Annotated in this window: 23 protein-coding genes and 2 pseudogenes; 13 read left to right on the top strand and 12 right to left on the bottom strand. The window is 54.8% G+C overall.

The features are described from left to right. Positions 1 to 13 precede the first annotated feature (13 nt). The gene (gene rpiB / locus EPD59_RS21110) at positions 14 to 442 is read left to right on the top strand and encodes a ribose 5-phosphate isomerase B (protein WP_133274501.1); all 429 of its coding nucleotides are present in this window, start codon (positions 14 to 16) and stop codon (positions 440 to 442) included. Here rpiB and EPD59_RS21105 read toward each other — a convergent pair whose 3' ends face one another. Next, positions 443 to 799: a hypothetical protein gene (locus EPD59_RS21105; RefSeq protein WP_133274500.1), complete on the bottom strand. Its 357-nt coding sequence runs from the start codon at positions 797 to 799 to the stop codon at positions 443 to 445. It abuts the gene before it with no gap. Between the two features lie 17 nt (positions 800 to 816). Further along, complete coding sequence (locus EPD59_RS21100) at positions 817 to 1,854, bottom strand: hypothetical protein (RefSeq protein WP_133274499.1); 1,038 nt, start codon at positions 1,852 to 1,854, stop codon at positions 817 to 819. Positions 1,855 to 2,174: 320 nt separating this feature from the next. Here EPD59_RS21100 and EPD59_RS21095 point away from each other — a divergent pair, with 320 nt between their 5' ends. The 4 genes from EPD59_RS21095 (at position 2,175) to EPD59_RS21080 (ending at position 7,959) form a co-directional block, all read left to right on the top strand. Further along, positions 2,175 to 2,489, top strand: coding sequence for a ribosome-binding factor A (locus EPD59_RS21095; RefSeq protein WP_317128425.1), 315 nt, complete (start codon positions 2,175 to 2,177; stop codon positions 2,487 to 2,489). A 98-nt stretch (positions 2,490 to 2,587) separates the two neighbouring features. Further along, entirely contained in the window at positions 2,588 to 3,397 is an 810-nt protein-coding gene (locus EPD59_RS21090) for a class I SAM-dependent methyltransferase (protein WP_133274498.1), read from the top strand. 203 nt (positions 3,398 to 3,600) lie between these two features. Next, positions 3,601 to 4,830, top strand: coding sequence for an FtsX-like permease family protein (locus tag EPD59_RS21085; RefSeq protein WP_133274497.1), 1,230 nt, complete (start codon positions 3,601 to 3,603; stop codon positions 4,828 to 4,830). A gap of 171 nt (positions 4,831 to 5,001) precedes the next feature. Continuing rightward, entirely contained in the window at positions 5,002 to 7,959 is a 2,958-nt protein-coding gene (locus tag EPD59_RS21080; protein WP_133274781.1) for a DEAD/DEAH box helicase, read from the top strand. 55 nt (positions 7,960 to 8,014) lie between these two features. Here the strand turns inward: EPD59_RS21080 and EPD59_RS21075 are convergent, their stop codons facing one another. From EPD59_RS21075 to chrA, 6 genes and pseudogenes are all read right to left on the bottom strand, one after another. Further along, positions 8,015 to 8,425 carry a DUF6691 family protein gene (locus EPD59_RS21075; protein WP_133274496.1) on the bottom strand — a complete coding sequence of 137 codons (411 nt, stop codon included), beginning with the start codon at positions 8,423 to 8,425 and terminating at the stop codon, positions 8,015 to 8,017. 13 nt (positions 8,426 to 8,438) lie between these two features. Next, positions 8,439 to 8,999 carry a YeeE/YedE family protein gene (locus EPD59_RS21070; RefSeq protein ID WP_133274495.1) on the bottom strand — a complete coding sequence of 187 codons (561 nt, stop codon included), beginning with the start codon at positions 8,997 to 8,999 and terminating at the stop codon, positions 8,439 to 8,441. Between the two features lie 119 nt (positions 9,000 to 9,118). Continuing rightward, on the bottom strand, positions 9,119 to 10,474 hold the full coding sequence (locus EPD59_RS21065) for an MBL fold metallo-hydrolase (RefSeq protein WP_133274494.1): 1,356 nt from the start codon (positions 10,472 to 10,474) through the stop codon (positions 9,119 to 9,121). A 59-nt stretch (positions 10,475 to 10,533) separates the two neighbouring features. Continuing rightward, positions 10,534 to 11,348: pseudogene (locus EPD59_RS21060) on the bottom strand (sulfite exporter TauE/SafE family protein). A gap of 59 nt (positions 11,349 to 11,407) precedes the next feature. After that, complete coding sequence (locus tag EPD59_RS21055) at positions 11,408 to 11,728, bottom strand: ArsR/SmtB family transcription factor (protein WP_240731549.1); 321 nt, start codon at positions 11,726 to 11,728, stop codon at positions 11,408 to 11,410. Positions 11,729 to 11,804: 76 nt separating this feature from the next. After that, a pseudogene (gene chrA, locus EPD59_RS21050) lies at positions 11,805 to 12,997 on the bottom strand (chromate efflux transporter). A gap of 257 nt (positions 12,998 to 13,254) precedes the next feature. Here chrA and EPD59_RS21045 point away from each other — a divergent pair. Continuing rightward, a complete protein-coding gene (locus tag EPD59_RS21045) occupies positions 13,255 to 13,866 on the top strand; it encodes a TlpA family protein disulfide reductase (RefSeq protein ID WP_165963688.1) in 612 nt (203 codons plus the stop codon). Positions 13,867 to 13,871: 5 nt separating this feature from the next. Here the strand turns inward: EPD59_RS21045 and EPD59_RS21040 are convergent, their stop codons facing one another. Further along, positions 13,872 to 14,279: a BLUF domain-containing protein gene (locus EPD59_RS21040; protein ID WP_133274493.1), complete on the bottom strand. Its 408-nt coding sequence runs from the start codon at positions 14,277 to 14,279 to the stop codon at positions 13,872 to 13,874. 429 nt (positions 14,280 to 14,708) lie between these two features. On the opposite strand from EPD59_RS21040, the gene EPD59_RS21035 reads away from it, so the two are divergent. Together EPD59_RS21035 and EPD59_RS21030 are read left to right on the top strand one after the other, a co-directional pair. Next, the gene (locus EPD59_RS21035; protein ID WP_133274492.1) at positions 14,709 to 14,921 is read left to right on the top strand and encodes a hypothetical protein; all 213 of its coding nucleotides are present in this window, start codon (positions 14,709 to 14,711) and stop codon (positions 14,919 to 14,921) included. A 315-nt stretch (positions 14,922 to 15,236) separates the two neighbouring features. Then, positions 15,237 to 15,677, top strand: coding sequence for a hypothetical protein (locus EPD59_RS21030; protein ID WP_133274491.1), 441 nt, complete (start codon positions 15,237 to 15,239; stop codon positions 15,675 to 15,677). A gap of 15 nt (positions 15,678 to 15,692) precedes the next feature. Here the strand turns inward: EPD59_RS21030 and EPD59_RS21025 are convergent, their stop codons facing one another. Further along, positions 15,693 to 16,562, bottom strand: a complete 870-nt coding sequence (locus tag EPD59_RS21025; protein ID WP_133274490.1) for a TolB family protein — start codon at positions 16,560 to 16,562, stop codon at positions 15,693 to 15,695. Positions 16,563 to 16,745: 183 nt separating this feature from the next. Between EPD59_RS21025 and EPD59_RS21020 the strand changes: the two genes are divergently transcribed. Next, a complete protein-coding gene (locus tag EPD59_RS21020) occupies positions 16,746 to 18,203 on the top strand; it encodes a M20/M25/M40 family metallo-hydrolase (RefSeq protein ID WP_240731548.1) in 1,458 nt (485 codons plus the stop codon). Positions 18,204 to 18,216: 13 nt separating this feature from the next. Here the strand turns inward: EPD59_RS21020 and EPD59_RS21015 are convergent, their stop codons facing one another. Then, entirely contained in the window at positions 18,217 to 18,669 is a 453-nt protein-coding gene (locus EPD59_RS21015; RefSeq protein WP_133274488.1) for a GNAT family N-acetyltransferase, read from the bottom strand. Between the two features lie 71 nt (positions 18,670 to 18,740). Continuing rightward, positions 18,741 to 20,159 carry an APC family permease gene (locus EPD59_RS21010; RefSeq protein WP_133274487.1) on the bottom strand — a complete coding sequence of 473 codons (1,419 nt, stop codon included), beginning with the start codon at positions 20,157 to 20,159 and terminating at the stop codon, positions 18,741 to 18,743. 145 nt (positions 20,160 to 20,304) lie between these two features. Here EPD59_RS21010 and EPD59_RS21005 point away from each other — a divergent pair, with 145 nt between their 5' ends. From EPD59_RS21005 to EPD59_RS20990, 4 genes are all read left to right on the top strand, one after another. Continuing rightward, positions 20,305 to 20,745 carry an SRPBCC family protein gene (locus tag EPD59_RS21005; protein ID WP_133274486.1) on the top strand — a complete coding sequence of 147 codons (441 nt, stop codon included), beginning with the start codon at positions 20,305 to 20,307 and terminating at the stop codon, positions 20,743 to 20,745. Positions 20,746 to 20,800: 55 nt separating this feature from the next. Continuing rightward, on the top strand, positions 20,801 to 22,045 hold the full coding sequence (locus EPD59_RS21000; RefSeq protein WP_133274485.1) for a class I SAM-dependent rRNA methyltransferase: 1,245 nt from the start codon (positions 20,801 to 20,803) through the stop codon (positions 22,043 to 22,045). Positions 22,046 to 22,168: 123 nt separating this feature from the next. Further along, entirely contained in the window at positions 22,169 to 22,516 is a 348-nt protein-coding gene (locus EPD59_RS20995) for an ArsR/SmtB family transcription factor (protein WP_133274484.1), read from the top strand. Between the two features lie 32 nt (positions 22,517 to 22,548). Beyond that, complete coding sequence (locus EPD59_RS20990) at positions 22,549 to 23,130, top strand: ArsI/CadI family heavy metal resistance metalloenzyme (protein WP_133274483.1); 582 nt, start codon at positions 22,549 to 22,551, stop codon at positions 23,128 to 23,130. Positions 23,131 to 23,156: the final 26 nt, after the last annotated feature.

Genomic DNA, 23,156 nt, shown 5'->3' with positions numbered 1-23,156 from the left:
GCACAGCACCGAAATGAAGATTGCTATTGGCTCCGACCACGCCGGATTTGAGTACAAGCAGATGCTAGCCAAGTGGTTGCGCGAAGCCGGCCACGAGGTGCAGGATTTTGGTACCCACTCACCCGATTCCGTGGACTATCCGGATTTTGTGCATCCGTTAGCCTCCGCTATAACGGCTGATGAGTTCAAGCAGGGAATTTTGGTGTGCGGCAGCGCAAACGGCGTCTGTATTACCGCCAACAAGCACCGTGGTATCCGCGCGGCAATTGCCTGGGAGCCTGAGCTAGCCTCCTTGGCCCGCCAACACAACGATGCCAATATTCTGTGCGTGCCGGCGCGCTTCATAAGTGAAGAAACCGCCCGCCAAATCACCGACAAGTTTCTTACCACCGAATTTGAAGGTGGTCGCCACCAAACGCGCGTCAATAAGATTGACTGCTAGTTACTTGAACCGATACACGCGTGGCGTGCTGGTTGGCTGATAGCGTCCAAAAATGGCGGGCAGCTTATAGCGCAGTTCCGGCAGTAAGCCAACCTCATCAATGAGGTAAGTTGGCGGTTGGGGGGCAAAATTCTGCGACAAGCGGAAGATCGCAGCGTACTCGTTGAGGTGACCGAAATCAGCTTGGGCTAGCCGCCAGTCGAGGTAAGGCGAGGCCAAACTATTCTGCACATACGGGCGCCGGTCGGGGCCGAGTACCAAAAGGCGCTGCCCTTGCACAGCCGTATATGCTGGGTGCGGCTGTATGGCATAATTACTTTCGGCCGGAATCTGAACTAATTGTTCGAGCCCGAGCACCGCACGGTAGCGGATTACTAAAATACCCCCAGCACGACCAGCAACAGCACATCGGGTACCCACGGGCGGGGGGCTTTTTGCCAGAGAAACAACCCAAAATAAGTGAGCGGCGGCAGCGCCAGCACCAATGTGCCGGGAGCCACACCGCCACCAGCTGCCATCATCAGACCCGAAGCCAGCAGCCACACCAGCATCAGTTGCCGAAATTTTACTTGGAATACCAGTCCCAGCGACGTAGTGAAGGTCCGCGCGAGCGCCAGCAGTAAAATGGCGCCGGGCAGAATTAGCAGCCGCAGCTGCACCCACAAGGGCAGCCCATCAGTACCCGCGACTAATCCTTGAAGCGTCGGGCGCAAATGAAATTGAACGAAGCCAGGGAGGCTTTCTGTGTATAGGAAAAAGGTGGCAACGACGATGTAGGGGAAGAAGAACCCGCACAGCAACAGCAAAAAGCTTCGGAAGGAGTTGGCAGCGAAGATGATAACGGCGAATAGCCCAACCAATAGAAACAGCGCCAGCGGCAAATAGCACAAGGCCGCAAGGCCCGTCAGAAAACCCGCGCGAAACAGGCGCCGGTTGTCGTAGCCCTCGCGGGTGGTGGGCAGCAAAGCACTCAGCGCCGTTACAATAAACGTGTGGCCCAGCAGCAGCGGCGAAAGTGTATCGAGCTCGGCGGTAACGCTGGCCACGAGCAGGTAAGTAAGAGCCGCTACATAACCCCGTTCCGGATGAACATCAGCGCGATTGAGTACTAGGTTGAGCCGCAACGCTTGGAAGAGAAGCAGCGCCAGCGCTAAAATTCGATAGAGCCACAGCGGCCGACTAGCTATTAAGTCAAGAGCTGCAAAAACGACGGCCGACAACGGCGCCGTGCTATCGTACAGGTCGTGGTAGAGCAAAGCGCCTGCATGCATCCGCTCCCCAATCAGCAATGCGCGCAACTCGGCGGCGGTAAGCGGCACGCCCAGCCAGAGCAACGGCAGTCGAACGGCCAGCACCAGTACGAGCAACGTGATCAGACGGGTAGAAAGCGGACTTTTAAAAAAACGCAGCAAGGCGAAGCGTGAGCAAAAGGTTTAGTTAAAAGGCTAGTCGAAAGTGCTGAACACAATACTTAATCGGTTTTTGCTGCGTAAAGCTAAAACGAAAGCGCGTGGAAGGCTTCATCTGAGCCCGTTGGCTTTGATTATCGCCCTCGGGTTGGAAGTCTGCTTACGGAGTGTGAACTACTGATTGCCTAAATCTTACCTTTGTCGGCTATTATGGAAAGTAAACGTCAGCAAAAATTCGCCAGCTTGTTGCAACAGGATCTGGCCGCCGTCTTTCAACGCGACCTGCCTCACCTGTTCCCAGGTTTGCCCCCGGCATCAGCACCGTGCGCGTATCTCCCGATTTGGGCGTAGCCCGCGTATACTTGAGCCTGTTGTTGGTTAAAGACACTGAGGCCGTGCTACGCGACATCCGCGACAATGGCAAAGCCATTCGCCAGGCCTTAGCCAAGCGAATCCGCAAGCAGGTGCGTGTTATACCAGAGTTGAATTTCTTTCTTGATGACAGCGCATCGTATGCTGCCCGGATGGACGAGGTAATCAACACCCTGCACATTCCGCCCGCGCCGGCGCCCGACGACGAAACAGATACGCCTACCGAGGGCAAGCGCCCCAAGCTATTTGCCGACGAAGACGAGTAACGTTCGGGTAGGCAAGGGTGAAGCAGTACACTTTATTGAAAAAGCCCCCCAGAACACTTCAGAACGGCAATTGACCATTCACGACAGGTAACAGAACTTTGTATTACGACCCGATTAAAAAGTCGCTGGGAGAGGTGTTTAACCGCACGCCCTGGCTACGCCGCCTCTTCTATTATCTGCTCGATTTGCTGTTGCTGCGCACCTGGCACGTGCACCGCGAGCTGCGCCAGTGGTCCAAAGGCCGCACCGATGAAGCCCTAAATATTCTCGATGCGGGCTCCGGCTATGGTCAGTACACCTACTGGCTTTCCGGGCTGAGCAAAAAATGGCAGATTCTGGCCGTCGATGTGAAAGACGAGCAGATTGCCGATTCTAACCGCTTTTTTCGCCAAATCGGGCGCCGGAACGTGCAGTTTGCCGTGCAAGATTTGGTGCTGTATCAAGAGCCGAATACGTTCGACTTAGCGTTATCGGTGGATGTGATGGAACATATTCTGGAAGACGTGGAGGTGTTCACGAACATTCATGCCTCGCTCAAAGACGGTGGTATGTTGCTGATTTCCACGCCCTCCGATCAAGGCGGCTCCGACGTGCACGGCGATGACGAAACCAGCTTTATTGAGGAGCACGTACGCGACGGCTACAACATCCACGAGATTCAGCAGAAGCTGCGCACCGCCGGCTTCGACCGCATTGAGGCCCAGTACAGCTACGGTGAGCCCGGCCAGATTTCGTGGCGCCTCAGCATGAAGTACCCAATTCTGATGTTGGGCGCTTCCAAGTGGTTCTTTGTGCTGCTGCCATTCTATTATCTAATCACGTTTCCGTTCTGCTTGCTTCTAAACTGGATCGACGCTAACTCCAAGCACGATTCTGGGACAGGTCTTATCGTAAAAGCCTGGAAATAGCCCCCCAGCGCATCAGCTTTCCGCGAAGCGGCGTATCTTGCCTTGCTGCTTTTCGCCAGATGCTTAAGTCAGTTGACGAGCGGATGGAGAGAGAAGCCTCATCTAACAACCACGAGGAGCGTCCGTGCCACCTCAAAGATTTCATGCGTCGCGCCAGTTAACTCCGTGATAAGCTCCGCTTTTATTCCCCGTTTGCGCCCCGCATGAACGTTTCGTTGCTCATAGCCCGGCGTTACTTTTCGTCTAAGAAAAAGCGCAACATCATCAGCATCATCTCCAACATCTCCATGATTGGGGTGGCGGTGGGTACCATGTCGTTGATTATTGTGCTATCTGTGTTTAATGGGCTCGAAGACCTGGTGCGCACGCTCTACGGCAAATCTGACCCCGATCTGCTCATTACGGCGGTGGAAGGAAAGTCATTTGAGGTAAACAATACGCTGCTTAACCGCCTGCGCACCGCCCCCGGTGTCAGCTTGGTGACCGAAGTAATTGAGGACAATGCCCTGCTTCAGTACCACGACCGGCAGATGGTGGTGAAGATGAAAGGGGTAACCGGTAATTATTTCGCTCAAACTAATATCGACTCATCCATTGTGGAGGGCGACCATCGCCTGCGCCGCGGCGGCGAGGCTTATGCCCTCATCGGGGCCGGCGTGCAGCACGAGCTGAGCATTGCCCTCGACAACCGCTTTTCGCCCCTGCGTCTGCTGTATCCGCGTAATACCGGCAAGCGTACGCTGTCCATGAACCCTGAAAATGCCTTTTCCGAGCAGTCTATTCTGGCGGGGGGCGTTTTTCTGATTGAGCAGCAGATTGACAATAGCTACGTGTTCGTCCCGCTCGATTTTGCCGAGGAACTGCTGCAGTACGGCAACCGGCGCACGGCGCTAGAAGTACGCGTGGCCGAGGATTACCCAGTAGAAGAAACTCAGGCCGATATTCAGCGCCTTATTGGTCCCAAATTCAAGGTGCTGAACTCCGATGAGCAGCACGTAAGCTTGCTGAAGGCCATCAAAGTAGAGAAGATGTTCGTGTTTATCACCTTCGCCTTCATTCTGCTTATTGCCTCGCTCAATATCTTCTTCTCGCTGTCCATGCTAGTCATCGATAAGCGTAAAGACATTGCAATTCTGATGGCCATGGGAGCCACCAACCGCACCGTGCGCAATGTATTTCTGCTGGAAGGAGCCATTGTGGCCTTGGTGGGCGCCGTAGTTGGACTTGTGCTAGGCATGACAATTTGCTGGCTCCAGCAAACCTTCGGATTGGTATCCATGGGTATGGCCACCAGCGTCGTTGATTCTTACCCGGTGAAAATGCAATCCTCGGACATTGTACTGACGAGTATCGCCATTATTATAATCACCATCTCGGTTTCCATCCGACCTGCGCTGAATGCCTCGCGCCTCGATGTGCGCGAAAATCTGTAACGCCAGAGCCCATATCGGAGTATGCATGCTATAAACCCGTCGTAGTACTATAACCGGCGGAACTGTAGTCTGTGCTCATCATAATTAGTGACAGATTATACGTTGCTTTTCGCGAGAAAAGTTAATATTTGATGTTTGTCATTGATTTCTACGCCGTTGCCGGCGCTGATTATGAAGGTTTCTACGTCGCAGCCGTTTCAAATTGTTTATTCGCTGCTCGAACACGAATACTTAGGCTATTTGTTTGAATCGTACGTGGTGCAGCGCAACCCGCGCGGACAACTAACCCTTCAGCATCAGACCGTTTCGGTTAAAAATGCCCCCGAATTTGCTGCCGGTCTCGACGCAATCGATTTCGAGTTAATTGCTCTCACCGACCAGATTCAGCAGGATTGCGTCATTAAAGAGTTCTGGCCCAAAAAGACGACCCCCGCCGATTTCTTCTTCAAAATCTATGACCCTGAAAAGGGCGACAAAAGCTTACAGGAGCAAATAGCCCGCTACGTGCAGGAGCGCATGGGGCAGATTCTGGCACGTCTGGGGGGCAAATGTGTCTTCATCATGGGCAAAGACGGTGAGCCCACCTGGCGTGAAATAAGTATGGCCGATGAGCCCGCGTCAGTGCTTTTCCACTTCCGCCGGAATGAGGATAATACCCACTATTTCCCCACGATCCAGTACAAGGGGCAAAAGCTGGATTTTCAGTTTAAGAATGCCGTAGTCGTAAGCGCGCAGCCCGCGTGGCTGATGGTTAGCGATGTACTCTACAGCTTTCGCAATGATGTGGATGGCAAGAAGCTGCAACCCTTTCTGAATAAGAAGTTTATCGTCATTCCACGTCAGGTAGAAGACAGCTACTTTCAACGCTTCGTGGCTCCGCTAGTCGAGTCATTCGATGTGCACGCCCGCGGCTTTGATATTCGCTCGGAGCGCTACGTAGCCCGGCCTCAGCTCACCTTTTCCGATGTGCCTGGCGTGTTGGTCGTAACGGAGGAAGCGCCGCGCGCTGGTGCTCGCAATGGAAATTTGCCCCCCAGTGCCACCACTACCGTTTCTTCCGGCCACATTCACTTCGATCTTTCCTTCCGCTACGGCGACCACACCGTGCCCAATAGCTTCGATAAGCGGGTGAGCGTAAAGCTGGAAAAAACCGCTGACAGCTACATTTTTCATCGCCTCATTCGCAACATCGACCACGAGGAGGCCATGATAAAGGAACTCGCTGACCGCGCGCTGGAAGTGCGCAATGGCCGCGCGGTGCTGGAAAAAGCCACCGCGTTTCGTTGGCTGCACAGCCACGCCGAAGAGTTGTCGCGCCTTGGATTTACGGTGCAGCAAAGCACTACGTCAGGCAAAGACTACTTCATTGGCGCCATTACGGTAGAGGTCGGTATCACAGAGTCTAATGATTGGTTTGATGTGCACGGCACGGTTCGCTTCGGAGAGTTCGAAATTCCCTTCGTAAAGCTGCGCTCCTACATTCTGGGCCGGCGCCACGAGTACCGGCTGCCTAACGGCCAGATTGCCATCATTCCGGAAGAGTGGTTTTCGCAATACTTGGAGCTTTTCGCGTTTTCGGAGGAAAACGATAACACGCTTACGCTGCGCAAACATCATTTGGCCTTGGTCTCAGACTTGCAAAATGGCAACCTGGCCACCGTGACTATGTCGCGGAAGCTGGAAAAGCTGCGCGGCTTCGAAACGGTGGAAGAACAGGCTATGCCTGCTGGGTTTAAAGGCAAATTGCGCCCTTATCAGAAGGCGGGCTATGACTGGCTGCACTTCGTGAAAGACTATGGCTTCGGTGGCTGCTTGGCCGATGACATGGGCCTAGGCAAAACCATTCAAACTCTGGCCTTGCTTCTTCAGCGCAAAGAAAGCGGCGATAGTTCTGGCTCGGCTTCGCTACTCGTAATGCCTACCTCATTGGTTTTCAACTGGATGAGCGAAGCCTTTAAGTTTGCGCCTAGCTTGCGTTTGCTTATTTACACGGGTACCTACCGCGACAAAAACGTAGAGCAATTCTCGGATTACGATGTGGTGCTAACTAGCTACGGTATCGTGCGCCTTGATGCGGAACTCCTCAAAACTTACAAGTTCGACTACGTGATTCTGGATGAGTCGCAGGCGATTAAAAATCCATCCTCTACCACGTCGCAGGCAGTACGCGGGCTGCACTCGCGCCACCGGCTTATTCTGACTGGTACGCCGGTTGAGAACAGCACGATGGACTTGTGGTCGCAGATGTCATTTATCAATCCCGGCTTGCTGGGCTCGCAGGCGTTTTTCCGCAAGGAGTTTCTTAAGCCCATTGAAAAAGGCAAAGACGAAACCCGCACTCGAAAGCTCCATGCGCTTATCAAACCCTTTATTCTGCGTCGTCATAAAGCCCAGGTAGCTAAAGAGTTGCCGGAGAAGATAGAGAACCTAAGTTACTGCTCCATGACGGATGAACAGGCGCAGTGCTACGAGGAAACCAAAAGCTTCTACCGCAATAAGATTCTGCGCAATATTGAGGAGCACGGTACGGCTAGCACGCAGTTTATGCTGCTGCAAGGCCTGACCAAGCTGCGCCAGATTGCCAACCATCCGCGCATGGCCGACGAAACCTACGAAGCAGAATCGGGCAAGCTGCGCGAAGTAGTGCGCATGATTCGGAGCGTGGTGGCAGAGGGACACAAGGTGTTGGTATTTAGCCAGTTTGTGAAGCACCTCGATATTGTGCGGGCTTCGCTCGATGAAAAGCAAATCGAATATGCTTACCTCGATGGCAACACCCGTGACCGGCACAAGGAAGTAGCCCGTTTCCAGGAAACCGAGGATCTGCGGGTCTTCCTTATTTCGCTAAAAGCGGGTGGAGTAGGCCTCAATCTTACCGCCGCCGATTATGTGTTTATTCTCGACCCGTGGTGGAACCCGGCCGTGGAAGCACAGGCCGTTGACCGCGCCCACCGCATAGGCCAGCAGCGAACCGTGTTTACGTATAAGTTTATCTCGAAGAACACGGTAGAAGAGAAGATCCTGGCTTTGCAGAATAAGAAAATTCAACTCGTCACGGACTTGATTTCAACCGACGAGACAATTATCAAGAGCCTGACGAAAGAGGATATCGAGGAGTTGCTGGGCTAGGCAGAACGGTACAACTGTCTGTTTTGCACCCCACATGGGCCTTCCTGTCCGCAGTTTAATGCGGCAGCTTTTCGCGCAGGGCGCTGTAGGTCCAAGTGCCAGCCAGGGCGGCTAAAATCATGACGGTGGCCGCGGCTACGCCGCTCCCTAATTGGGCAAACAACGGACCGGGGCAAGCCCCCGTAATGGCCCAGCCCACGCCGAAGATGATGCCACCAATCCAGGTGCCGTGGCTGTATTTTTTATCAGCAATGGCGATGGGTTCTCCGTTGATGCTCTTGAGGTGGTAGCGCTTGATAAGCTGAATAGAAATCAGGCCCACGAGAACAGCCGTGACCATGATACCATACATGTGAAAGCTTTGGAAACGGAACATCTCCTGAATCCGAAACCAGCTAACAGCTTCGCTTTTGGTGAGAATGAGGCCGAACACAACGCCCAGCACTAGGTATTTGAGGTTTTTCATGACGGATTGCGTGTTAAAATAGGAGTGGGTAGATAACCCAGGTCATGAGCAGGCCGCCCACGAAAAAGCCAATAACCGCGACCATTGATACCCACTGCAGATTGGAAAGGCCCGAAATGGCGTGACCCGAAGTGCAGCCACCGGCGTAGCGCGTACCGAAGCCGACCAAAAAGCCCCCCAGCACCAAAAACACCCAGCCTTTCCAGTTCGCTAGGTTATCCAGCGCAAACAACTCGCGGGGCAGCAAGCCGGTGAAGTCGGTCAGGCCCAGCTCAGCCTTCAGGTCGCGGACTGTTTCGGCCGAGATGGCAATGGTATCGGGGTGGCCGAGCACCTGATAGCCTAAAAAGCCCCCCACCGCAATACCGAGCACAAAAAACAGGTTCCAGGTTTCGGCCCGCCAGTTATAAGTCAGGAAGGGAATACCGGCCGGCACGCAGGCGGCACACACGTGGCGCAGTGAGGAACTGATGCCCAGAGCCTTGTTGCCGAGTAGCAGTAGTGCTGGCACCGTGAGGCCAATCAGTGGCCCCGCCACGTACCAGGGCCAAGGCTGGCGAAGTAAGTCAAGCATAAGAAAAAACTAGATGGTTAATACTCTCTGTCGCCACCCACGGCAAATGAGTGGTCAGAAGATAGAGTAGGTTAAAGTTGCCCTAAGAGTAACACTGGGACTGATGCGGGCCACTGTATTTAGTGAGTGGCCGCACCTGGCTGGAACGATTTTACCGCCTCACTTAAATCAAACACTGGTGTGCCTACCAGCGCAGGGGCTACAATACTGCTACCCGCGGCCGAACGGTAGCCGCCAGCGCAGTGTACTACTACGGGCTTAGTGGTCGGAATTTCGCTGACCCGCTCGCGCAACACGGGCAACGGAATGTTCAGGGCGTCGGCAAACAGCGGCTCAGCTTTGGCTTCCGACTCGTTGCGGATATCTACAATGGTGTAGTTTTCTGGGTGAGCGCGAAAGGTGGCTACGTCCAGCTTCGGCATGGTGTAGGTGGGAGCAGGCGTGCCGATTAGCGCGCCTTTGATCAGCGGTTCATAACCTATTTTAGCGGCCTTCTGAATCAAGTCTTCTTGGGTCTTCTGATCGGCAGCTACCAGGTAAAATGGCTCATTCGGTCCGACAATAGAGCCCAGCCAGGTTTCAAATTTGCCCCCCTGCTGAATATTGAGCGCACCTTCCATATGACCCTGCTTGAATTCGGCTTCGGGCCGGGTGTCTACTACCAGTACCCCTTGCTCCAGCTTGGTGCCAGCAGCTAAGCGCGGCACTTGCTGTACGCTGGGGGCATAGGCCGGGGCGCCGGCTTTGTTGAGAGCCACATCGTAGCCGAAGTATTTGGGAATGAACGGCTGGTCAGCCAGCAGCTCCTGCACGAAATCTTCTTCGCTTAGCGGGCGCAGGGCATAATTGCCCGCTTTTTCCGCGCCAATAGTGCTACTGTTCGCGCCGCTCAGAGCCTTGCCACAAAGCGAGCCTGCGCCGTGGGCCGGATACACCAGCACCTCATCAGCCAAGGTCATGAGCTTGTCGCGCAGGGAATGATACATCTGGCGGGCCAACTCCTCGCGCTTGGCGGTATGGTTGCCGGCGCTTTCGCGCAAGTCGGGCCGGCCTACGTCGCCGATAAATAAGGTGTCGCCGGTAAATACGGCTACGTCCTTTCCTTCTCTGCTGAGCACGATACTGAGGGAATCGGGGGAGTGGCCGGGCGTATTGAGGGCGCGGAAAGTAAGTTGGCCGACGGTGAACGAGTCGCCCTCATCGAAGGCTACGTGGTCGTAATCAGCGCCTACTAGCTTGCTCACGCAGAGGGTGGCCCCGGTGCGCTGGGCAATTTCCAGGTGCGAAGACACAAAGTCGGCGTGGGGGTGGGTTTCAATCACGCTCACAATTTGGGCGTCGTTCGCCTTGGCGTAGTCGTAGTACGGCTGCGGGTTGCGAGCCGGGTCGATGAGCACAACTTCACGGGCACACTCGCTGAGAATAGCGTAGGAGAAATGAGCCAGCCCTTTATCTTCAAACTGTTCAATTTTCATAAGAAAAGTAAACTAGAAGGTGAGAAAAATTTGATATTAACCAGTTGACACACTGCTGCTTATGGCGTAAAAACCAGCTCGCGCAGCAAAATAAACGTGCCCATAGCCAGCGTAAACCACCCAAACGCGGGCTTGAGCTTGACTCCGGGAATGAAGCGCGCGAGGTAAGTGCCGAGCACAATACCTGCGAGCGCAAAGGCCAGAAAGCCGAGCAAAAATGGCCAGCCGATAGGGGTGCCGGCGCTGAGGTCGCCGATAAAGCCAATGAGTGAGTTTAGGGCAATGATGGCGAGCGAAGTGCCCACCGCCAGCTTCATGGGCAAGCGTGCCCCGAGCACCAGAGCCGGAATAATAAGGAAGCCGCCGCCTGCACCTACAAAGCCTGTGAGCGTGCCCACCACCAGCCCAATGCCCAGAATCAGAGGATAGTTGAAGGCGATTTTATGGCCTAGCTCTTCGTCAAGCATTTCCTTGGTTTGCTTCACGCGAATCATCGACGCCGCGGCCACCACCATCAGGACGGCGAAGGCTACGAGCACCAGTAGGTCCTTGGTAAAAACCAGGCTACCAATGGTAAATAGCTCGTGGGGTATAGCTGGCAGCAATACCTTGCGGACGGCAAACACGGCCAGCAGCGAAGGAATAAGGAAGACTATAGCCGTTTTCAGAGACACCAGCCCTTTGCGGAAGTAGCCCGAGGCCCCACCACGGAGGTGCTTCCTACTACAAACAGCGAATAGGCCGTGCTCAGCACGGGGCTTACTCCCATCAGATACACCAGCACGGGCACCGTCAGGATGGAGCCGCCTCCGCCCATGATACCGAGGGAAAGGCCGATGAAGATGGCCGCGAAATAACCGAAGTAAGGTAGCATTAGGACGTATGAAATTATGATATATTGTTCATATGTTTGAGCAAAAAAAGCTCCCCAGCTTATAGAAATGTGCAGGCGGCCAGACACTGGATTACGTCGATTACTTCGCGCATTTTCAGTGAGTAGAAAATGTTCTTGCCCTCCCGATGGCTGCTCAGAATGCCTTTCAGCTTCATGCCCGACAGATGGTGGGAAAGCAGGCTTTGCTCCACGTTCAGCTTTTCACTCATATCCGTAACCGACATGCTTTCGTGGGCCGCTAGTAGCTGCACAATAGCGATGCGCGTGGGGTGAGCCGTGGTTTTCAGAATGAAGGCCACTTTCTCCATTTTCTCAATAGAGAGGCCCATATCGACGGAAGCAGTAGGAGGGGTCATCATGATTTTACAAATGTATGATCATTTGTTCATGTATACAAATTTGCCCCCCATACTAGTTCCAATAGCTCTGAGTTCTTCATCCAACCAAACTCGCTGCGTGTAAGCAATAGCCCACAACTGCCCCGCCCAGCACCAGCCACGCCGAGTTGACCTTATACCGCAGCAGAAGCACCGCACTGACCAACAGAAGGATAATCGTCGGCGCATCTACAACCGCGGTGCGAGCCAGTGTGAATGACACAGCGGCCATCAGAGCCCAGGAAGCGGCATTCAGCCCTTCGAGGAAGGCGCCGGCCAGAGGCGACTGGCGCAACCGCGCTAGCAGCGGGATGCTTAGTCCGACAAAAACGAAAGCCGGCAGAAAAATGCCCCCCGTAGCCACTAATGCCCCGGCCCAGCCGAGCAGTACGTAGCCCACGAAAGTAGCGGTAGTAAATACCGGTCCCGGCGTAACCTGCCCGACTACCACCGAATCAAGCAGTTGCGCTTGGCTGAGCCAATGAAAGCGCTGCACTAGGTCGGCGTCGAGGAAGGCCAGCAGCACGTAGCCGCTGCCGTAAAGCACTGAGCCGATTTTGACGAACACCAAAAACAGTGGCCCCAAACCGAGCGGCGCAATACCGGTGCCGTCACCTGCCCGAAGCCCAAAAAACGCTGGCAACAGGGCCAGCATCCCTACCGCTCCCATCAACAGCAGTAGCGCCGGAGGTAAGCGTTTGGTTTCCAGCGTTGGCCAGCGCAGGGCGCCCGTAATTACACCGGCACCGAACAGGATGAGTAGCTCATTTATGCCCAACAGCGCCAATGCCAGCCCAGCACCGGCCAATAACTGCAATGTTCTGGTTTTGAGCGCCGAGCGCCCCAAACTCCAGAGCGCCTGCGCTACCACCGCCACAATAACTGGCTTTACGCCATAAAGCACGCCGGTGAGGGCCGGTAACGTGCCGAAGCGCACGTAGGCCCACGCGAAGCCCATCACGATGAGCATTGCCGGCAGAATGAAGCAGGTGCCCGCCACCAGCAGCCCCGCCCAGCCGCGCCGTTCGTAGCCAATATGGATAGCCAGCTCGGTGGAATTGGGGCCGGGAATGAGGTTGGCCGCGCTAAGCAAATCCAGAAAACGTTCCTGGGTAAGCCAGCCCGCCGCCGCACGACTTCTTCCTCCATCATGGCAATGTGCGCTGCGGGGCCACCAAAGGCCGTAGTGCCCAAGCGCAGGAACAGCAGCGCCAGCTCGCCCAGCGAGGTAGAGGGCTCAACCTTATGCATAGGTTGCGGGCAAATGCTCGGTTATTAGTTGGACTCCCGCACTTCTGATGCGCAGAGATAAATTATTGAGTAGCAACTCTTCAAATATGGCATTGAGCAGCACATTCCTACGAGTAAGACGGCTGGGTAAAAAAGGGTTCGTATGAAAAAGTCCAAACATACAGGGCAATAACGGCAAACCAGATGTGGAGCACAATTTTCCAAAAATGGGTGGCTGTTTTCTCTTCCCTCTGTGTTTTCTTCTTAACTATCCGCCTATGAATCGTAAAAATCTGCTGCAATGGCTGCCTTTCGCCATTCTGGCCCTTGTGCTACTCACCGATCTGCGTCCGATGGTATTGGGCAGCATACAGCGCGGATTGCTGGCCACTGGGCTGTGGAAGCCAGACCTCCCTACGTTAGCCGCTGGCCCATCCACAGCCAACGCAACGGCCGCAGGTGGCGCGGCCACCTACCCTCACAATCTGCCGCTAGTTACGCTGGGGGGCAAAAATATTAATCTAAGCGAGCTGAAAGGGAAGGTGGTGTTTGTAAATCTATGGGCGAGCTGGTGTCCGCCCTGCGTGGCTGAAATGCCGGGCATACACGCGCTCTACGAAAAGGTGGATAAGTCGAAAGTTGCGTTTGTGATGATTTCGCTCGACGAAAAACCGGCAAAGGCACGGGCCCTGCTCAAGCGGCGTGACTATACTTTCCCGGTGTATTTTCCAACGGGGACACTCCCGGCACCCTTCAACTCCAGCGCCATTCCATCTACCGTTATCCTGGGCCCTGATGGGCAGGTTGCGGCGCGCCACGACGGTATGGCTGAGTATGATACGCCGGAGTTTAAAGCGGCGCTGGAAAACCTATTTGTTCCTGGCAGCTAAGCGCGCTATAGTCGTTGGCTATGCGCCACAAAGGGCTCCAAGCGAACGCGCAATGACCGGGGCGCGGGCTGCTCCGTCTCGTCGGGCAGGCATTTTACCAGTTCAGCGAATTGGGCCGCCGCCAACAGGTGCCCGGCCATACCCCAATGCGGATATTCGCGGCGCGGCCTGCGGGTGCGGGTCACTGTTGTTACCTGCCGGTGCCGGGTATCAGCTTTAATGCGGGCATAAAGGCTTTCTACCTCGTTTTCCGCGCCTTCCAATATCTGAGCAAAGTGCTCGCCATCATAAAACAAAACCCCCGTAATATGATGGATGGAGTTGAAGTTGCGGGCGTGCGTAATTAATGACTGCATCTCCTCGGCACTTAAGGGCGCCACAGCTCGGCTAACGTAGATTAGTTGATAGAACATAGCGGCCCGCGCACAACAGGGCTTCGCCGCTCACCACGGCTGGGGTTGCGTTTGGATAGGAGAAGATACACAATTGGCTGCACTTTATTCTACTCCAAAGGGCACCTGAAAAAACGCATTTGGGAAGAAGCTGAACGGTTGCTGGCAATAAATAACAAAAAAACCCGAACCTTGTATATTACGTTGAGGTGTTGCGGGGAGCAAATTTGCCCCCCACGATCAGACAAGCAAACTACTTTACTGCCCGAGCCGGAACCTGTAGTATTGAAGGTGTTCGGTCAGGTAACGGTAGTGCCGACAGCGTAGAGTGTGTCCATGCACGGCCCACTATATCGGGTTGTACGCTCTCAGAAGCACTACTATTCGGAGAAAAGAAAATTTAAATGAACCAGACTGACCCTTTTTGGCCAGTCTTGACGTTAGCTGTATATGTCAACATCCGTTAAGCGCCCACGGGCGCGCAAGCCCATTGAAACTACTGGCCCCGCAATGTCGCATGCCGATCACCTGCTTTCGCTGCATACCCGCGAGCAAGGTAAAACGGTAATGTACAAGCAAGACGCTTGGGGTCATGTCGAAACCCGCTTTGTACGCACCCAAAACGTACCCGTGTGGGAAGCTAAAGGCTTCACCGTTCGCTAATAAGCATCTTTCTTCCTAACTCCGCTTCCTGCTTCTATAGCTGAACCAGTAAAGCATTGTTTGCTAGCCTGCACCCACAAAGTGCGGGCTTTGTCGCGTTATGCCTACAACAAGGCAAATTTATTCATTGGGGGGCTTTTTTACTTTTTAGGGTAGTAAAAGCCCATTTGACAGCCACGAATGCTGCTGAAATACCGACCAAGCCAGTGATAATTTCTTTCGGCCCAATTTCTGTCTCTTGCTCTGCAGCAGCGATGGTCGGTGCTACATCCTCTGGTTTCTCCCGTGATTATCCGCAGCATTCCCCACTTCTGTTTGCAATACGATCAAGTGCTTAGTGTACTGCGCCTTGAATGGACAAGTGGTCATGATACGCACGGGCTCCAACCCAGCTCGCAGCAACTGCTGGGCCTAATCCGAACCTTGAAGGTGCGCCACCTGCTGCTTGATATGAACACCGTGCCGGACTTGTCACCAGCCGACCAAGAATGGCTCGGCGACCATTGGATGCCCGAATTGGTGACGCTCACGCTCGAGCGGCTAGTGCTGATAATTGACAGCTTCCGGGTGCATAATCAACTGGCCATCGATGCGCTGCACGATCTGGTGCAACCCGGAATCCGCTTCGACGCCCAATATTTCACCGACTCTGAGTCGGCTCTGCACTGGCTTACCGATGGCTCGAGCCGCCTGCCCGCGCTGAGTGCCGAGTGGAACGTCCGTCATTATAGCCAGGCCGTGCACCTGGTCCGCTGAAGCTAGCGCCTACGATTATTCACTGACCACCACAGCCAGCTGATTATTAGCTGCATTAACAGCCAGCCGACTAGCTTTATTCAGGCCCGGCGCTGTTCCGGCCATCTTCACTGGCTTCCAGCCATCGCGGTGCCCGGGTCGGCAGGCATAAATCTGCTGCCCGTTGCTCATCAGCATCAAGCCGTTTTTCGTCCAGGCCAAATCTTCCGATCCTTCCAGTGCTGGCCCCAGAAGCGTGATAGCCTTGGTGTTGGTATCAAACCGCTTGATTAGCCATTTGCCCTCCGGCGTTTTCTCTAAGAAGCTGAGCGCAGGCTGATTAGGTATCGGCTTCAGCGAGCGGCCAATGTTGCGGGCGATAATCGTGTCGCTCTTAGTGGCCAGATTTAAGTAGTGCAACTCGCTGCTGGGCGTTGCCAGCGCATATACCAGTAGGCGAGATTGATCAATCCAGACATGGTAGCCGACTTTCAGGTTGTTCACCAAAATGGTAGGTTGACCGCCCGCCAGAGGGTATTTGCCCAAATCCTGTTGCCCGTTGTCGCGCTGAATAATGCAAGAGAGAAACTGTTGATCGGCCGTGAGTAGGGGCGAATATTCCCGCTCACGCGTAGCCGTAATCTGCTGCGTTTGGGCCGTTTTGTAGTTGTAGGATTTCAGATCGGTGCGGCTGCTGTCAGTAGTGGACGAGTAGTAAAGCAGCGGGAGCGTAGGGTGGAAAAAAGGCTGGTTGTCGTAGCCTTTGTGCGGCGTAATGTTGCGTGGCTTAGATAGCACTACTGTATTGCCTTTCACCGACAAGTCCACCAGATAAATGTCGGTATCTACCTGCGCCGAAGCCAGGGAAGGGAAAAGGCAGCAGAGAAGGAGGAGGAGTCGGTTCATCAGATCAGGGCTAAGAAAAGTGAAAGTAACGCTAGTTCAGGAAATATGGCTTTTTGCGCGGAGCCGCTTACCTTGTTCATGGTTGCGCCCCCTTTGTGCCCGGCTGTTGAGATGAAAAAACGATATACGGCTAGCCTGCTTTTGCTTTTGACACTAGCAGCATTCGCAGGTCCCGATTCAGGTGTGCAAAAAGTTCGGCGATACCGCCAAACCCACGAACTGCCGCTGCTGACGGAGTACATGCAGTTTCTGGCCATCCCAAACGTGGCCGCGGACAGTGCCAATCTGCGCGAAACGGCCCGCTTCATTTTGGGTATGATGCAGAAGCGGGGCATCAAGGGGCAGCTATTGCAGGCGAAGACGCCTGGTGTGCCACCCGCGGTGTATGGCGAGGTGCGTACGCCCGGTGCCAAGCGCACCATTGTATTTTATGCGCACTACGATGGGCAGCCGGTCAATGCCGCGCAGTGGGCCAGCGGGCTGAGTCCGTTCAAGCCCCAGCTAACCAGCGCCGCCTTGGCTCAAGGGGGGCAATTTATCCCGCTGATGCAGGCTGGCGAAACATCCAAGCCCGACTGGCGCCTATATGCCCGCAGCAGCTCCGATGACAAGGCCGGAGTGATGGCCATTTTAGCGGGCTATGAAGCCTTGGTGCAAAGCAAGCAGCGGCCCGGCGTCAACATCAAATTCTTTTTCGAAGGGGAGGAAGAGAAAGGCTCTCCGCACCTGAGCGAGATTGTGGAAAGCAACCGCGCGCTGCTCGCCTCCGACCTCTGGATTATTTGCGATGGTCCTGTGCATCAATCGGGGCAAAAGCAGGTGGTATTCGGGGCCCGCGGCGACGTGAATCTGGGCCTCACCGTGTACGGCCCGAAGCGGCCTTTGCACAGCGGTCACTATGGCAACTGGGCTCCCAATCCAGCACTTCTGATGGCGCAGTTGCTGGCTTCTATGAAAGATAGTACCGGCCGCGTAACCATCGCGGGCTTTTACGACGACGTAACACCGCTTACCGCCAAGGAGCAGCAAGCCCTGAGCCGTGTGCCCAACCTCGACGCGCAGATACAGCAGGAGCTAGGCTTTGCCCGAGCCGATGGAGGGGGGCAAAGTTTGAATGAATTGATTAATCAGCCCTCCTTAAATATAAACGGCATGCGCAGTGCCAATGTGGGGGCGCAGGCGGCCAACGTGATTCCTACCACTGCCGAGGCAACGCTAGATCTGCGCCTTGTGCTGGGCAATGATTGGGAGCGGCAGGTAGCGAAAGTGGTCAGCCACATTCGACGCCAGGGCTTTTTCGTGACAACCCAAGAGCCTACCGACGCCGAGCGCGCCCGCTATTCGCGCATTGTGCGCCTGACGTCGCACACGGGCTACAATGCCGAGCGCACTTCCATGGATTTGCCCATCGCTCAGGAAGTAGTGGCCGCTGTGCAACGTACAAGCACGCAGCCGGTGGTGCAGGTGCCTACCTCCGGCGGCAGCTTACCCTTGCACGTGTTCAAAAAAATAAATGCGACCACACTCACCGTGCCCGTTGCCAACTACGACAACAATCAGCACGCCGAAAACGAGAATATTCGCTTGGGTAACCTTTGGGATGGCATAGAGACTATGGCCGCCATCATGCAGCTAAAGTAAGCTGGCTGTGGAGCTACAGAAGCTCCTTTTGCATACAGACGCTGTTCTCGACGCCCGCGTACTGCCCGTAATTGGGGATGCGCCGGTAGCCGCTTCTGTTGTAAAGTCGTATGGCTTCGGGTTGTTTCATCCCTGTTTCCAATACGCAGCCTTTGTAGTTTAATTCCTCGGCCCAACGCTCCAGTTCCGCTAAAATAGCGGCCGCAACCTCATGACCTCGCCAATCGGGCCGTACATACATGCGCTTGATTTCCACTAGCTCGCCGCTGAATTCCTTGAATGCCCCGCACCCAATCGGCACTTCCTGCTGATACGCGACTACCACATGCTTAATGGCGTCGACTTTGTTGAACTGGGCATAAAAGGCATGGTCGGCACCGTCGCGTTCCCCCAAGTCGTGGTCGAGTAGTTGTACCAGTGCCCGAAAATCGGGATTGTCGGAGGTGGTCCGGATAAGGTGTAGCATAGCGATAGAGGTTGTTGCGGGCGAAGCGGCTGTCATGAAAATTGCCCCCCAAGGTGCAATACATTCGTTTTTTAGGCTTTGGCTTCCTTCCTTTTAAAGTAAAAGTAGAACGGCACACTCGTCAGCATCAGGGCCAGGCCCATGAGGGACTGCTGAGGTTGGGTAACGATGGTGTTCACAGTCAAAGCCAGGGCAAACAGCAAGATGATGAACTGAATAACAGGATAGCCAGTTACGTGCACTGTTATTTTGCCTTGGCGCTTCAGCTTCAGCACTGCCACTGCTAGTAGGCCATAGAAAAGGAAATTGCCGAAGATAACTAAGTCGGTCAGCCGATCGAAGGTGCCGGAAAGAACCAGCAGGCAACTCCACGCGCAGGTGTACAGCAGTGCCACGTGGGGTGTCCGGTAGCGCGGATGCACTGCCCTGGCTTGAGCGAAGAAGAAACGCTCCTGCGCCATGCGGAAGTAAACGCGACTGTGGGAAAGCAGTACGGTATTCAGGGACCCGAATACGCTGATCATAATTAAAACCAGAATCCACGTTTTGCCGGTCTTTCCCAGTATAGCCTCGGCTACCACTGCCGCTCCTATCTCATTGGAACTCACTGCCGCCAGCGCCGGCAAAGATAATACCCGCAGGTAGGCATAGTTGACCAATATATACAGCCCGATGGCGATACTTACCCCAAACAGAATGGCTCGCGGCACATTGCGCCGCGGATTCTTTACCTCCCCCGTAACGAAAGAAAGGTCCATCCAGCCATCGTAAGCCCAGAATACGCTGAGTAACGCCCCGAAAAAGGCATTGAAAAAAGGCGTGCTCGCCACTGTACCCGTGTTGAGGTTGGGCAACGGGGGTGGCGTCGGAGTTGATGGGGTAGCCATAAATAGCCCCAAGATGATGAGCAGCAGAATACCCATGATTTTGGCCGCCGTGAATACATTGCTGAGCTTGCCACTGCCGGCCACCCCGCGGTAGTTTACCCACGTCAGAGCGACGATGGTGCCAATGGCTAGAATCTTTATTCCTGAGTCGGCGAAAGGATAAATGAACTGGCCGATGGATACTTGTGCCAAGTGCTGTAATGGGTTTGGCAGCGGCAGCAGTGTATTAATGGTTTGCGCAAAGATGAAAGCCAGCGCGGCCACGGAGGCAGTACCGATAATGGTAAAGTCGCTCCACCCAAACAGGAAGGAAGCAAAATTCCCAAACGAGAGCCGCAGGTATTCATAAATGCCCCCCGACTCTTCCGTGAGAGAGGATAAACCGGCTAGGTTGAGAGCCCCGCATATGGTAATGAGGCCTGCCAGTACCCAGGCAGCCAATATCCAAGCTTCACTAAGGCCACTCTGCGCCAAAGGCACAATCTTTTTGAACACCCCAGAGCCAATCACCACACCTGCCACGAGAAGGGTGCCGGTAAGTAACCCCACTGCACGGATTAAGGTAGGGCCGGAAGCACTAGCCGGCCTAGTGGGTTTGTCCATGCACGAATGTTGAACGAGGATTAGAAGCCGGGGAAGATAAAAAAATTGCTAATTGAAAGCACAAGCGTTCAATTAGCCCGAATAGACTTGAGAGCAGTTGAAGGGGCGCTTCATAACCTACGCTTGCCTCCCGCTGTTTGCTGCTATGCACCTCACTCTCCGCACGCGCGTAGCCCAGCCGCCCGCTCAGGTCATGGCTGGTTTCACCCGCGACTTATTTCTGCAACTGGCACCACCTTTCCCTCAGATGCGCCTGCACCGCTTCGACGGCAGCCGCCGAGGCGACCAAGTGGAGATTGAACTGCGAGTGGGCCCCATCAGCCAGCGCTGGACCAGCCTGATTACCGACGACGGCGTATTGCCGAATGGCACCCATTTTTTTGTGGATGAAGGCCAAAAATTACCTGGCCCCTTACGATTCTGGCGCCACCGCCACCTGATGCAACCCAGCCCCGAGGGTGGCACAGTTATTATTGATGCCATAGAATTTCGGACGGTTTCGCCGTTGCTGGATGCGCTGCTGTATCCGGTGATGTGGGCGCAGTTTGCCTGGCGCAAACCGATTTATCGTCGGCTATTTCGGTGAAGGGGCGGGGATTGGCGTACTTTTGCCCCCCAGTTCCCTTTTATTCCTCGCCGCCATGCCCGCCATCGTCACCCTCAAACCTGGTAAAGATCAATCCTTGCGTCGCCTGCACCCGTGGGTGTTTTCGGGCGCCATTGCCCGCATGCAGGGCCAGCCGCAGGAAGGCGAGGTAGTGATAGTGCAGGCTTCGAATGGGGAACAGCTGGGCGTAGGGCATTATGCGCCGGGCTCTATTGCCGTGCGTATGCTGGGCTTTGGCCCCGAAGCCACGGAGCCGGATGCCGCCTTTTGGGAGGGCAAGCTGCGCAATGCCTACCAACTTCGTCAGCGATTAGGACTGACAACTCAGGGAGAAAATTCGGAGCAGGAGACTTCTGAAAAAGCCCCCCAGGCTGCTAGTAACCACACAACCGATGTGTATCGCTTGATCCACGCGGAGGGCGATGGGCTGCCGGGCCTGATTGTGGACGTGTACGGCGACGTAGCCGTGCTGCAAGCGCACAGTGCTGGCATGTACCTAGCTCGCCCGCAAATTGCAGATGCCTTGAAGGTGGTATTGGGCGATAAGCTACGAGCCATCTACGATAAGAGCGCTGAAACCGTACCCACCAAAGCCGCCCCTGAGGCAAAGAATGGCTACCTGTTGGGCAGCTCTACCGGCACCGAGCACTTGGTACACGAAAACGCGCATCCCTTTGCCGTAGATTGGGAAACAGGGCAGAAAACGGGCTTTTTCATCGACCAGCGCGACAACCGCGACCTGCTAGCCCGCTACTCGGCTGGCCGGCGCGTACTGAATACGTTTTGCTACACGGGGGGCTTTTCGGTGTACGCGCTGCAAGCCGGCGCCACGCTGGTGCACTCCGTGGATAGCTCCAAGCGCGCCATCGAACTGACTGAGCGCAACGCGGCCCTCACAGGCTTGGAAGACAAGCACGCGGCCTATGCCCAGGATGTATTCACCTTTATGAAAGCCAGCGAGGAGCAATACGACCTCATCGTGCTCGACCCACCGGCTTTTGCCAAGCATCTCTCCGCCCGGCACAATGCCCTGATGGGCTACAAGCGTCTGAACGCGGCGGGCCTGCGTCGTATCGCGCCGGGGGGCATTTTATTTACGTTCAGCTGCTCACAAGTGGTTAGTCGTGAGCTGTTTCAAGGGGCAGTGCTGGCGGCGGCCATTGAAGCAGGCCGGCAGGTGCGGGTGCTTCATCACCTTACGCAGCCCGCGGATCATCCGGTAAGCTTATTCCACCCGGAAGGGGAATACCTGAAGGGTCTGGTGCTGGCGGTGGAGTAGCGGAGGACATATTCTTTCAGCTTAATTCGGCCAAAGAACAGGCAAGCATAGATAAAAAATATCTATGGCGTATACATATGTCATACTATGTCGTATATTTGCGTCATACTTCATGGTTTGTTTATGACTTACGCCAAAACCACCGCTTTTACTGAGGAACAGCAGCAACTAGCTCGTGTAGCCAAAGCACTCGCGCATCCGGCACGGGTGGCTATCATTCAGTTGCTGGCTTCAAAGAAAACCTGCATTTCTGGCGACATCGCGGCGGAATTACCGCTTTCCCGCACCACCGTTTCGCAGCACTTGCAAGAGCTAAAGGCGCTGGACCTTATTCGGGGCGAGATTGATGGTCTTACGGTTTGCTACTGCCTCAATACGGAATTGCTACGCCACGTGCATCAGCAGTTTACGGCCTTCTTCGTCGAGTCGACGGCTATGGATAGCTGTGCCCCGGGTAGCACTTGCTGCTAATTTTTCTTTCACCTCTCCATCTTTCTGCACTCATGGAAACTGCTGTTTTTCCCCGCATGCACGTCTCGCTGTACGTGTCGGACCTGACCGCTACGGTCAATTTTTACACGGCTTTCTTCGGGCAACCAGCCGCCAAAATTCGGCGTGGCTATGCCAAATACGTTCTCGATAAGCCCTCGCTGATTATTTCCTTCGTCGAAAACCCCGACCGTGTGGCCAGCAATTTCGGCCACTTGGGCTTTCAGGTCGAAACAGTACAGGAGATGGAGCAACGCCTGGAAGTAGCGCGCAAAACTGGCCTGCTGCCCCGCGAAGAAATGGGCACCAGCTGCTGCTACGCCAAGCAGGACAAGTTTTGGGTAAACGACCCCGATGGCGTGGAATGGGAAGTGTATTACTTCCACGAAGACGCCGAATTCAACGACCCGCGCTACCAACACGAATACGACCAAGCCAACGGTAGCAATGGCCAGTGCTGCATCGCGCCGGCCGCCAAAGCCGCGCCGGTAGCCGAAGAGGTTCTAACTACCGCGCCCATGGCTTTCACGCTGGTAGACGCTACGCCGGCAAATACTACCGCTGCCGCGTGCACGCCCGGCGGCGGTTGCTGCTAGGAAAAATGCCCCTAGTTTCGGTTAGT

Source organism: Hymenobacter radiodurans, from assembly GCF_004355185.1.
GTDB classification, from domain to species: Bacteria; Bacteroidota; Bacteroidia; order Cytophagales; family Hymenobacteraceae; genus Hymenobacter; species Hymenobacter radiodurans.
The sequence above is the reverse complement of the archived record's forward strand: the minus strand, read 5'-3'. Positions and strand labels throughout refer to the sequence as shown.